The following is a 12,854-nucleotide window of genomic DNA, read 5'->3' on the forward strand; positions in this document are numbered from 1 at the left end:
CTATTAACATAATGGATGTTTTTAAGATGCTTGATTCTCGTTATACTGCAAAGCAAAACGCCTGACTGAGATAAGAATATGGACTGTTTGTTTTGCAAAATTATTAATAAAGAGATACCCGCGCAGATCATTTATGAAGATGAGCATGTTCTCGCGTTTAATGACATAAGCCCACAGGCCCCTACTCATGCGCTTATAATTCCACGAAAACATATTTCAACACTTAACGATATTGAGTCCGGTGATGAAGCTCTTGTGGGTCATATGATAAAAACCGCTGCTGATATCGCAAAAAAAATGGGTTTTGATGAAAGTGGATATCGCACAGTTTTTAATTGCAATGAAGATGGTGGCCAAACCGTTTACCACATTCATTTACACCTACTTGGTGGAAAAGCGATGGGGTGGCCTCCATACCAAGATACACTGAAGCAATCGATCACTTAAAGCTGCTCAGTTATGGTTAAGCTTACCTATGTAAGCTTGCCGCCGATAAACTTATTAATAAAAGTGTAAAATAAACCCGAGCTAAAGCACCCACTTTAATAATAGCTCCCCCTTCTAAACGGCTCTGTAATTGGAAGTAGTATCCAAAGAGAATATAATTACAGTTAATAATGTAATACCACGTATAACAGAGAATAAGCGTTGCCCATGTTTAAGGAAAATCAGCAACCAAGCGACAATGATAACGGAATAGAGACAAGTAAATCCTCCTATACTGCTCCCTACCGTCATCGCGGATATAAGAAAGCACTTTACGCGCTACGTGATGCACTTGATAACCAAAATGCAGTTATTCTAAAAGGTGTTGAAGGGACTGGGAAAACAACTTTAATCTCTGAACTGATGAGCGATTATCAACGCAAAGGCGTTCCTGTTATTCGCTTTAGCTCCAAATTAACTAAAGTTTCTCAATTTTATTCCCAACTTGCTGACTGCCTCGAAGTTCCTAAACATAAGAAAGACTTAATTCGTGCTCTTCGAAATACAAAAAAAGCGGGGCAATATTGCTTAGTTGTTATTGACCAAGAAGCTATAGAATCATCTGCAGATATTGCAGAGACCTTAAAACAGCTCTGCCTGACCTCCGAAACAACGGCAAGATCCATTAAACTCGTCGTTGTACGAAAAGACTATTTAGTAATCCACACGGAAGGAACCCCCGAAGCGGATTTTCATAACTGGATAAAAACTGAAGTCACCTTAGATCCTCTTCAAACAGATGATATTGAAGGTTATATCTACTACCTTTCTGCCATCAAAGGACTACAGCCTACTCCTTATGAGATAGGCACTGACTTTATCATGATTGAGCAGTCAGAGGGCCGTATTAGCCGCCTGAAAGCGCTTTTACTTCCCCTTATTCATAAGGATGTGATTACACAGCGAGATTTTAATAAATCAGAAAAAGGAAACAAACCCCTCCATTCAAACCATTCTGGAGTCATTGCTTTCACTTTCATTATTATTCTCGCTATTGGCGTAGGCATTAATCACTTTCTTTTTTCCGATACCCCCAAACCTAAAGAAGCATTAGCCGCGGCAAAAAATAACACCGTTCCTGCTGAGCAAACTGTATTCGCGGAATCTACCGCTAGCGATAATTCAAACTATATTGTGACGCCCCCGAGCATTTCGAATATAGAAAAAGCTGAATATACTGATCTACCTATTCTAGATAGCGACATAGCGGCAAACGAACAAACGCAACTAATCGAGAAACAACTTAAGGAGCAGCTTGAAGCAACTGCTCAGATTACGTCTGAAATAAAATCTGACAACGATGTTGAAATAACTGCCTCAATCCCTGCCACTCAAACTCAGATAAAACAAACCTCTGAAGATATTTCAGCGCTCACTCAAGATGAATTCCAAACTGAGATGAAAATACGGCTGTTATTACTAGAGCAGGAACTCACAGAAGCCGTGGTTGAAAACAACCGCCTCAAAATTGCATTACTCGAGACAAAAAATGAGAAAACCACCGAGATTATCGAGAAATCTCAACAGCAACTTCCCAACGCTGCACAAAAAAACTCAGTCACTCCTGTCAACCAAAACATCATAGACTCACCGGTGGTATCAGCCACGGAGAAGACTGAAGAGAAGACTGAAGAGAAGCAAATGGACGTTGACCGTACACAAGACTCTAACAAAGAAGCAGCGTTTAATATTACCAGTGCAGAAACAAGCGAACCTGAAGTTAGCGTTTCAAATTCAGGCGATAAAGAAAAACCAATGAATGATCTAGAAGCAGCCTCTAACGCTATCGCTCGTTGGGAAGAGGCGTGGCAAGCACAGAATCATGAAATCTATTCAGACAGTTATACGGCCAGCTTTAACGGCGCTTACAAAACTCACCAGCGTTGGCTAAAGAAAAGATATGACGCCCTAACCTCTCCGGGCTGGATAAAGCTGTCCCGTAGCGAGCTTACAAATATCCAACACTCCAACTCTGATATAAAGGTAGATTTTTGGATAACTTATGAAGCAGACAATGGCTATAAAGATAAAACGTTGAAACGGCTCAGCTTGACAAAGGTTGATGGCGAATGGCTTATTAATAAAGAACAAAATTTGCAAGTTAAACCTTTCTTTTAAGCTGAAACGAAATATCACTCTAGGATAACTAAGCCGAGCAATCCCAAAGCCTCCTTTCAACTGTGAAAATTAAACCACCTACCACCTACACAGGCGGTGGTTTAATTATGATGTGACGGAAAGTCCGCAGCATGCTTTCCGATCCACTCTAAAGCTGCTTCTTCAGAACTCAATTCACGCCCTTCACGCGTTAATATCTCTTGACGATACTCTTCGATATAACAAACCTGTTCAACCATTCTAACGGCATAGGCCGTAGCTAGATCAGAAAACCCTATGCCAATTAAATACCGATCCCCTTCTCCTTTACACCATACGATATGACCTATCGTTTTGAACGGCGGATGATCGAGGGAGATCTCAACTTCTACAGCCTCCCCTACATTCATTAATCTATCAGATACGCAGGACAAACCACCCGCACTGACATCACAGGTACTCACCTGCTGCGCGCCGGTTTTAGAGGAATGAGAAGATGATAGTTCGGATAAGCACTGATGGGCAGAATCAGGGCTAAAAATCTGTATGGGTATACTTGCAGGGTGTCTAATAAAACGTCGAGGCATAACAACTCTCCTCTCTACACATATTATTAAGTGTAGACCTTAAACAAAAATAGGGAGCTATTTGCTCCCTATTCACGCCCAAGTTTGAACACTCAGTCAACAATTCCTAATTAAAAGAATTCCCTGAGCGGGTATTTGTGATTAACCGTTCGCAAGCAGCTCTCGCAAATCGATAATAGAAGCATTCGCTCTAGATATATAATTGGCCATAACTAATGAGTGATTAGCAAAAAGCCCAAAGCCCCCGCCGTTTAAAATAACAGGGCTCCATACCGTTTCCTGAGTCGCTTCAAGCTCTCGGATGATTTGACGTAAGCTAACTCTCGCATTCTTTTTATCCAATACAGGACCAAAATCATGTTCAATAGCTTTCAATATGTGCAACAAGGCCCATGCAGACCCACGCGCTTCATAAAACACATCATCAATTTCTAGCCAGGGCGTTTTCACTTCCGTTTCATTGGTAGCCTGAGTTGATTGCTCTGCAGCAGTATCTCCAGCCAAATCGGTATTCAATCGCTTTTGACCTACACTGGCACTCAAACGCTGGGACAAGCTACCCAAACGCGTTTGCACATCACCTAACCAATTATTTAAGTTATCAGCGCGCGCAAAAAACTGCGCTTCAGACTGTTCAGTATTTGCCAAAGCAAGCTGGTAGCTCACTAAGGCTTCCAAGCCTTCTTTATATTGCGATTCAGTTGACGGAATTAACCAACTATTTGAATCAAAATTCAATTGAGGCTCAGTTACCGTCAATGCAGGGTATTCAACTGACTGAGACTGTGAACGACTAAAATCTTTGCGCATTGCACGAGCGAGATCTCTAGACTGAATCAACACCCCGTATTCCCAGTTACTTATATTATCCAACCATAAACCAGGAGGAAGTTTATCGTTGGTGATATAACCGCCCGGCTTATGAAGCAAAGTATCAACTACTCGATGCAAAGTATAAACAGAGCTATACCCTGTGGTGACTTTAACCCCTCTAGTCTCGGCATCCAATTTAGCTTCATCAACCGGCTCAAATGAATTAGGTGTGATACTCCAATAAACCCCGAGCGGTAAAGATATGACAAGCACCAACAGCACAACTGATAAAACAGCGCGGCTAATTTTACCGCCTGGCATGTTATCCCAAGAATCTAAACACCAATCGACCAAAAATCCCATGATCATCCCTCAACTAAAAAAGCGTCATTGCAGCGTTGACTGCAGTAATTACAAATATCTCTCAGCAATAAACTGTTTATTACTCACGGTACCCACAAAAACTAGCATAGGCTTATAACTATTCTATCTTCAATCACAGCTCTCGACACCTATAGATAAGATTTTCCAGAAAAGAAGTGGATTAAAGCAGCAGGTCCAGCCTTTAAAAAAGACAAATATAGAACCCAAGTCAGTATTTAGGACAACAAAATCTGCTTTTTCTGTAGAACCACCCTAATTTACACACATCGTTTGCTATAGTGATTGAAAACGTGCGGCCATGAATAAAACTATTTTAAATACTTTACATAGACCATATGCGCACGACTCTTCTGCAACGGACCGCAGCTAGGTAACGAAATGAGTAAAAACGAAGGCATTAAGCCACTCAAGATTCTATTTACGATTTTATCAGTCATTCTCATTTCTGCACTTGCAGTCTTCAGTTATGCCCTTTGGGAAGATGTAAAAAGCACTGAGCTAGATAAGCTCTATAAAGAAAACCAAACACTTATTAATCAAAGCCTCTCATTCTTTGACCAACAAACACGATTGATCGTCAAAACAGTACAACCTCGCTTCATCTTCCCCAAACTACAATCCAAAGCCGTTAATAACATATTTGATTACTTAAGCTCGGCAACAGATGAAGTTGCAGTCTACTCACTCATTGATCTACAAGGCAATACGTTACTCAGTAGAGGATAATTACCGCACCTAAGCTATCCGAGCAAAGCAGCACAATTATTGAGCGTGTTAGAACAAGCCAAACGGCTCAGATAGGCTACCTACATAAAGCGGGGATCTTAGGGGAATCATTTCTTCCATTTTACGTTCCGTTATTAGATAAGAATAAGGCGGTTTCGTCGATCGTGGTTGCGTTTTATCGAATACAGGGCGATAAGTCGATTATGAAAAACCTCATCACTCCTGACGGTAACACCATTTGGTTACTTGGCGAACGTGGTCAAGTTCGCCTTTCTTACCCTATACCCAGAGGGTTTGTTTCAGATCTATTTGGCTGGCGTTTATCTACAGAAACCACTTCCACGATTCAATATAACCTTCAATCAGGGTTGACTAAACAAGGCCTAGCATTAGAAGTTAAAGGACAGCATGTTTTAGCTAATGTGGGTTATATTCCTGAATATCAGCTGATAACTTTAAATTCCCATCCCACAGGAAAGCTTTTCCATACGTGGATCGAACGCATGCAGCCCGTGGCAGCCATATTCGCACTTTTCCTATTAGCCGCACTGTTTGCTTATCGTGTTGCTCTACAAATAAGTAGCAAAATATCAGATGCGCGCCTTAAAGCAGAAGGAAATGTTCATAAGCTTTCAAAAGCAATTGAGCAAAGCCCAAACAGTGTAGTTATAACGGATAACAATTGGAGCATCGAATACGCAAATAGCCATTTTGACCTTGCTAACGCTAAGCCAAACGCAAGAGATGAAGCGAAAGGCCACAATATAATCGATTACCCTCCTTACACCGTTTTAACGAATGAGATAGATAAAATAAGTAACGAGATCTCTACTAGTGGCAACTGGTTTGGCGAACGTAAAACTGGACACGATGGGAAATGGTACTCTTTTTCTATCAGCCACATCACCAACCCAAATGATAAAATCACCCACTATGTCACAGTTGTACAGGATATTAGTGGCCGTAAACAAGCAGAAGCTGAGCTATTCAAGCAAGCAAACTTTGACCCCCTTACAGGACTTCCTAACCGCCGTAGAACCAATCAAAATCTTACGAAAGAGTTACAAACCGCCTGGAAAGATAAAAAGAAAGTTGCTGTGTTATATCTTGATATAGACAACTTTAAAAACGTGAACGATACCTTCGGCCATATGGTTGGCGATCAATTATTGCAATTAGTTGCCGCAAGGTTACTTAAAAGCTGCAAAGGCAAAGCCAAAATATGTCACATAAGCGGTGATGAATTCCTTGTATACGCCACATACAGCGATAAAAAGGAGGTAACAAAGCTAGCTGATCAAATACTCAAAGATGTTGAAACTCCGGTGCTGATCGAAGGTAAGCAGATTTTCATATCGGTAAGTATCGGTATTTCACGCTACCCTGAAGACAACAATGATGTTGTGGGCTTAATCAAATTTGCTGATATAGCTCTTTTTGAATCTAAAAAATATGGTCGTAATTGCTTTAGCTTTTTCAATCACGACTTAGATCGGCGCTTAAAACGTAAACACGCCATTGAATCTGAATTGCGTACAGCATTGCAGCACAATGAAATTCAAATGGTTTACCAAAGCAAAAATGATGTGAATACAGGGCAGATCATCGGGTTTGAGGCACTTATGCGATGGAAAAGCTCCGTCCTAGGCCCGGTCAGCCCCGTAGAGTTTATCGAAATAGCTGAAGAGATAGGTGTAATTAGTGCCTTAGGAGAGTTTGCCCTCCATCAAGCCTGTAACGATCTAATAGAGTTTCAAAAGTTTAGTGACCGTATGTTACGCATGGCTGTGAACCTTTCTATCCGACAGCTAAATGATGACAGTGTTATCGATATGGTCAGCAACGCTATCAATGAAACAGGTGTTGACCCAAGTACACTTGAACTCGAAATTACAGAGAGCCTTTTAGCCGAGAACATTAATAAGCTTCTTCCTCGGTTAGAAAAACTGCTTGAGTTGGGTACCTCACTGACAATCGATGATTTTGGAACGGGCTATAGCTCATTGAGTTATCTCACCACGTTCCCAGTTTCCACCCTAAAAGTAGATCGCGCATTTGTGAAAGACATGGTTTTTAACAACAACGATGCAACCCTAACGCGTACCATTATATCGATGGCTCACGCGTTAAAAATGAAAGTAGTTGCGGAAGGTATCGAAGACAGAGATCAGTTGGCGATGTTACAGGAATATGGCTGTGATATTGGCCAGGGGTATTTATTCAGTAAACCCATTCCTCGATCAGAGGTTATTACGCTAATTGAAACAGAAAATCTTCCAACAACCGTAGGATTTAGAACTAAATAAACGGGAAAAAAATAAAGCCCCCGTTTAACTTGCTTATTCATGAGTTTTAACTTGCTCGTAACGAGGGAGGCACTGAGCCTGCAAGGGTGCTGCTAAGCCCGCAAGGGTGCTTGTAACTGCAGCCGCAACGTAGGAATGCGATTAGAACATCAATGAAAAATGGATTTTCAAGACTGAAAATACTTACCCTTGCACTTATCCTTAGTCTGTAACCTTACCTCTCAATACATAACTGAACAGAATCCACACAAAAACAAAATTAAATTCGATCCTCTGTTTCTGGGTATTGCTGACGAATATAATTAAGATCATCCCCTTCCAATAAGGATAAGAAAACATCAACTAAACGCCTATCTAGATGAGAGCCTGAAATTCTCTTGAGTTCACTTATAGCTTCTTCATCACTCCAAGCGTCCTTGTAACTCCTTTTTGATACGAGTGCATCAAACACATCAACAACCGCAACAATGCGAGCAGCGAGAGGAATTTCATCTCCAACCAGCCCCTTTGGATAACCCGAACCGTCAACCTTTTCATGATGGTAATGCGCTATATCTCGAGCCATATTAAAAAAGGAGCTATCACCCAATATTTTTGAACCGGCACTAGGGTGCATCCGCATAATACTCCATTCATCCTCGGTCAAAGAACCCGGTTTATTAAGAATATTATCAGGTGTCGTTATTTTCCCTACATCGTGCATCATACTTGAATAACCAAGCCTACGAACAACCTCAGGGGATAACCCAATCGCTTTACCTAACTCTTCACAGTAAGATTTAACACGGTTGATATGGTTACCTGTATCTAAATCTTTATAATCACAAACCAGAGCCAGCTTTTTAATGGTTTCTAAGTTTGCTTCATAGAGATCCTGCGTACGCTCCCTAATACGATCCTCTAAGCAAGCATTAATCTCATTTAATTCCTTATTCAGCCTTTGTTGCTCTTTATATAGATGTCGAGTTCTTAGATGTGACCCTACACGCGCTCTAAGCTCTTCGTGACTAAACGGCTTAGTAATATAATCATTAGCACCATCACTTAATAATTCACACAGCAACTCTTCTTGATCATGCTGGGTAACAACAATCAGCGGTATTTGATCATAGGTTGAGCAAGAACGAACTAAATGTGTAAATTCACGTCCATCCATCTCTGGCATTTCAATATCAGTCAAAATCAAATCAATATCATCATGCTTCTGTAACTCTCGCCACGCCTCTTGTCCATTAGGGCAAAGAATTGGGCTACATCCTAACTGCTCAAGCATCTGTCCATATAATGCCAATAAAGCAAGACTGTCCTCAGCCACTAAAACATTAAAGCGCTCACCGGAGATGTGCTGACAAAACTGCAGTGTTTCTTTACGCTGAATAACATTGTTAACACGTTCTAATAGAAAAGCCTGCGTGCAATTTTTGAGTATAAAATCAGTCACACCCGCCTGAAAACAACTACGCTTCAGTTCCATAGATCGTATGGAAGAGACAACAATAATAGGTACTAATAAGAATTCAGATTGAGATTTTATCTTCCCGGATAATGCTACACACTCAGTATCTGGAAGTTCTGCTCCCATTAGAATTAAATCAGGAATGGAGTGACCAAGATCTTTAAGGCAGCTTTCACCCGTTTGGTGCAGCTTCACGCGATAGCCTGCGCCTTCAAGCACCGCCTTATAAAATGTCCTTATTGTTGAACTGCCATCAACCACAAATATGGTTTGCTGCATCCTTTTACACTCCAGAAATAAAAGCCTTATTAAAAGAAGGTGATTTATAGTCTTCTTTTATAACATCACTAATAAAAAATTCTCTACTAAACATTAGGCTACTTTAAATAAAATTCAATTATTAACTGGAATAACATATGAAATAATGCAGTAAAGCCCGCATTAAAACATCCGAAAAAATTAATATTTTCATAGTGTTACCTCCACGTGATTTAGATCAGTGGCATTTATGCTGCATTGCGTCATAATGGAGTCATATAGTTAGGATATCTTTTAACGTAACGCCAGTTATTCAGTATGGGTATCTACACAATACTTTTTAGGATCCCGAGGTTTTTATGGTTATTCAAGATAAGCCACCACTACATGACCAGTTAGAGTTTTTTATAGAGCAAGCGGAACAAGCTCGCCCTATTCGTACTGCTGTTGCGCACCCTGTCGATAACAACAGCCTTATTGGCGCGGTTGAAGCCGCAGAGCATGGCCTTATTATTCCCACCTTAGTAGGTCCGGAAAATAAAATAAGGGCGGTAGCTGAAGAACAGAACCTTAATATCAGTGACTTTGAACTGATCAATACTGAACACAGCCATGCGGCTGCAGAATTGGCGTGTGAGCTTGTTAAAAAAGGCGATGCTGAAGCACTGATGAAAGGTCACCTTGGTACTTCTGAACTGTTACGCGCGGTTGTTCACAAAACTAAAGGGATACGTACAGAGCGCCGCCTGAGTCATGTATTTGTATTCGATGTGCCTAATTACCATAAACCTCTTATCATTACAGATGCGGCCATTAATATTGCGCCAGACTTGAACTGTAAAAGAGATATAACTCAGAATGCTATCGACTTCTGTCGAGCATTAGGAGTAGAAAGCCCGAAAGTTGCTATTCTTTCCGCAGTCGAAAAAGTAAAACCAAACATACTTAGTACGATTGATGCTGCAGCACTTTGCAAAATGGCTGATCGTGAACAGATTACTGGTGGTATCATTGATGGTCCATTAGCTTTCGATAATGCAATATCCCAGCAAGCAGCGATAGATAAACATATCGTCTCCGACGTTTCAGGGGATGCCGATATCTTGCTAGCGCCTGATTTAGAATCAGCCAATATGATTGCTAAACAGCTAATCTATTTAGCAAACGCAAAGTCTGCGGGCATAGCATTAGGCGCCAAAGTACCTATTATTCTGACCAGCCGCGCAGATAAAACACTCGCTCGTTTGGCTTCCTGCGCCCTAGCCTCACACATGGTTCACCATAGAAACAGATAATTATGCATACGATTCTGACGGTTAATGGCGGCTCATCAAGCCTAAAATGTGCTCTTTTCGAACTAAAAAACGAGACATTCTCGCTCCTATACAATTTTAAACTAGGCAACATTTTAAATGACGCCTCTTTTAAAGCTATCGATAAAACGGGAACGGTTGTTGAAAACAGCACACCTGACTTTAGTGAGATCCCTGCAGAAGGGAGGCACCAGGCATGCTTAAATGCGGTGCTGACATGGTTAGAACATACGCTGCCAAATAATACACTTAAGGCTATAGGCCATAGAGTCGTTCATGGCGGCAGTACATTTGACGAACCTCAGCTTATTGATGATCGATTAATCGAGCAACTCAGCGCCTTAATCCCTCTCGCGCCACTTCACCAGCCTTTTAACTTAAAGTTAATAGAAGCCTGTCGGGCGCTGGCACCAAAGCTCCCTCAAGTCGCTTGTTTTGATACGATGTTTCACTCTAATCAATCAGCTCTTGAACAAAACTATGCGATCCCACGCAAGTACACTGAAGAAGGCGTGCATAGATATGGCTTCCATGGTCTTTCTTATGAATTTATACAGCGCCAGTTAGATCAACTTGAAGAAATGCCACTAAATACAGTAGTTTGCCATTTAGGCGCAGGCGCCAGTATGTGTGCGATCAAAGACGGGAAATCTATCGCCTCATCAATGGGATTTACCGCTGTTGATGGGCTCCCAATGGGAAGCCGCTGTGGCAACCTTGATCCTGGCGTCTTACTCTACCTCCAGCGTCATTACCATATGACCACCGATGAACTCGAAGCATTTATCTATAAGAAAAGCGGCTGGCTTGGAGTATCAGGAATCAGCAGTGACATGCTCCAACTCCATCAGTCAAATCAAGCTGAAGCGGAAGAAGCTATAGAGATGTTTTGCTACAGAGCCGCCTTAGAAATTGGCCGTTTATCTGCAGCGTTAGAAGGGTTAGAACAACTCGTATTCACGGGCGGTGTTGGTGAGAACGATGCGGATGTAAGACAAAGAATACTACGACGCTGCCATTGGTTAGGACTGACTTACTCCGAAGAGGCTAATCAATCTTCAGAATGCTTAATTAGCACCCCAGACTCAAACGTAAAAGTACGCGTTATTCCAACCAATGAAGAAGCAATGATAGCTACACATGCTCTAGAGTTAACCTAGTTTTCTTAAAATAGCATTTGAAACCCGTCCCTTGAACGATATAAAACAATAATCGTTCAAGGGATGGTTTTAAGAATCTAGATCATTAAGCACATAAGGCTTTATAACGTTTCGTTCCTTCTCTTTCAGCAATGCGATTTCGCCATTGATTAATATTTGTATAAGCAGATAAATCAAACTTAATATCATCACTAATACCGACAACGAACGCGACATTAAGGTCAGCTAATGTAAACCTGTCTCCCACAAGGTACTGTTTACCTTCTAAGCTTTTTTCTAATGTGCCCAAGATAGCAGGTAGTTTTTCTAGTGACTGAGCAATTACGGCCTCTTCACGCTTAGGCTCTGGAACAAACACCAACTGAATAAAGACTTTAATCAGAGGGTCCTGTAGGTCAGCGACAGACCAGATACTCCACTGACTAATCAAGCCACGCTCTTTAGCCGTTAATCCCAGTAACTCAGGCTTATATGCATCAGCAATATAGTTGTTAATTGCTACAGATTCCCAGATGGTGAATTCACCATCTAACAACGCAGGCACTTTTCCATTTGGGTTTACCTGAAGGAAGGCTTCTGACTTATGCTCCTTCGCTCGAAAATCAATAGACTTAGTTTCATAAGCAACACCTGCCTCTTCTAAGCACCAAAAGCAACGACCTGCACTAGACTTGGGACTTCCGTATATTGTTAACATCAATTTTCCTATAAATAATTAATAAGCCCAACTTTAATAAGCCAAGCTACTGGCTCAATTAAAAAAAGCGTCCCTGCATCATAGCAACAGCCACTTTAATAACCAAAGCAGAATCTAGTCAAAACTCTTTAGCTATTAAAAAAAAGGGAAATTGCCAAAATTAGAAATACCCGCCACAATCAATAACGCTGTAACTCAATGGAATTAACAAAAAACAAAAGGAGAAAGATCATGCCTCAATTTATACTGACCTACTTAGGCGGAAATCAACCCGCAACCCCTGAAGAAGGCAAACAACATTTTGCTAAATATATGGCATGGTTAAGTGAGCTGGGTGATGCAGCAATTAGCCCTGCAAATCCACTCAAAAGTAGTTGTGTTGTTGGTCCTGACGGAACTGTCAGCGATGGAGGTAAAACAAATATGTCAGGTTTCACACTGATTCAGGCTGAATCAATGGAGGCGGCGCTAAAAATCGCGCAGGCCTGTCCTTTCTTAGATATAGAAGGAAGCTTAGAGGTATCCGAAATTGTACAGATGCCTCCTCATCAATAGTTCTAAATTCTAGCAG

At 41.2% G+C, this 12,854-nt stretch carries 11 protein-coding genes; 7 read left to right on the forward strand and 4 right to left on the reverse strand.

From position 1 onward, the window contains the following. The first annotated feature begins 78 nt into the window (after positions 1 to 78). Positions 79 to 447, forward strand: a complete 369-nt coding sequence (locus tag B4K11_RS13555; protein ID WP_292954482.1) for a histidine triad nucleotide-binding protein — start codon at positions 79 to 81, stop codon at positions 445 to 447. 207 nt (positions 448 to 654) lie between these two features. Beyond that, positions 655 to 2,604 carry an ATP-binding protein gene (locus B4K11_RS13560; RefSeq protein WP_292954485.1) on the forward strand — a complete coding sequence of 650 codons (1,950 nt, stop codon included), beginning with the start codon at positions 655 to 657 and terminating at the stop codon, positions 2,602 to 2,604. A 101-nt stretch (positions 2,605 to 2,705) separates the two neighbouring features. Here the strand turns inward: B4K11_RS13560 and B4K11_RS13565 are convergent, their stop codons facing one another. Together B4K11_RS13565 and B4K11_RS13570 are read right to left on the reverse strand one after the other, a co-directional pair. Beyond that, a complete protein-coding gene (locus B4K11_RS13565) occupies positions 2,706 to 3,170 on the reverse strand; it encodes a PilZ domain-containing protein (protein ID WP_292954487.1) in 465 nt (154 codons plus the stop codon). 141 nt (positions 3,171 to 3,311) lie between these two features. Next, positions 3,312 to 4,346, reverse strand: a complete 1,035-nt coding sequence (locus B4K11_RS13570; protein ID WP_292954490.1) for a DUF2333 family protein — start codon at positions 4,344 to 4,346, stop codon at positions 3,312 to 3,314. 399 nt (positions 4,347 to 4,745) lie between these two features. On the opposite strand from B4K11_RS13570, the gene B4K11_RS13575 reads away from it, so the two are divergent. Both B4K11_RS13575 and B4K11_RS13580 read left to right on the forward strand, forming a co-directional pair. Further along, positions 4,746 to 5,093: a hypothetical protein gene (locus tag B4K11_RS13575; RefSeq protein ID WP_292954493.1), complete on the forward strand. Its 348-nt coding sequence runs from the start codon at positions 4,746 to 4,748 to the stop codon at positions 5,091 to 5,093. A gap of 203 nt (positions 5,094 to 5,296) precedes the next feature. Continuing rightward, positions 5,297 to 7,399 (forward strand): sensor domain-containing protein, encoded by a 2,103-nt coding sequence (locus tag B4K11_RS13580; protein ID WP_292954496.1) that lies wholly within the window; start codon positions 5,297 to 5,299, stop codon positions 7,397 to 7,399. Between the two features lie 259 nt (positions 7,400 to 7,658). Here the strand turns inward: B4K11_RS13580 and B4K11_RS13585 are convergent, their stop codons facing one another. Beyond that, positions 7,659 to 9,134, reverse strand: coding sequence for a response regulator (locus tag B4K11_RS13585; RefSeq protein WP_292954499.1), 1,476 nt, complete (start codon positions 9,132 to 9,134; stop codon positions 7,659 to 7,661). Positions 9,135 to 9,472: 338 nt separating this feature from the next. Here B4K11_RS13585 and B4K11_RS13590 point away from each other — a divergent pair, with 338 nt between their 5' ends. Together B4K11_RS13590 and B4K11_RS13595 are read left to right on the forward strand one after the other, a co-directional pair. Further along, entirely contained in the window at positions 9,473 to 10,408 is a 936-nt protein-coding gene (locus tag B4K11_RS13590) for a bifunctional enoyl-CoA hydratase/phosphate acetyltransferase (RefSeq protein WP_292954502.1), read from the forward strand. 2 nt (positions 10,409 to 10,410) lie between these two features. Further along, positions 10,411 to 11,586 (forward strand): acetate/propionate family kinase, encoded by a 1,176-nt coding sequence (locus B4K11_RS13595; protein WP_292954505.1) that lies wholly within the window; start codon positions 10,411 to 10,413, stop codon positions 11,584 to 11,586. Positions 11,587 to 11,671: 85 nt separating this feature from the next. Here the strand turns inward: B4K11_RS13595 and B4K11_RS13600 are convergent, their stop codons facing one another. Further along, positions 11,672 to 12,283: a glutathione S-transferase family protein gene (locus B4K11_RS13600; protein WP_292954508.1), complete on the reverse strand. Its 612-nt coding sequence runs from the start codon at positions 12,281 to 12,283 to the stop codon at positions 11,672 to 11,674. A gap of 231 nt (positions 12,284 to 12,514) precedes the next feature. Between B4K11_RS13600 and B4K11_RS13605 the strand changes: the two genes are divergently transcribed. Continuing rightward, positions 12,515 to 12,838, forward strand: a complete 324-nt coding sequence (locus tag B4K11_RS13605; RefSeq protein WP_292954511.1) for a YciI family protein — start codon at positions 12,515 to 12,517, stop codon at positions 12,836 to 12,838. Positions 12,839 to 12,854 lie beyond the last annotated feature (16 nt).

Source organism: Neptuniibacter sp. UBA6509 (assembly GCA_002435145.1).
In the GTDB taxonomy this organism is placed as follows: Bacteria; Pseudomonadota; Gammaproteobacteria; order Pseudomonadales; family Balneatricaceae; genus Neptuniibacter.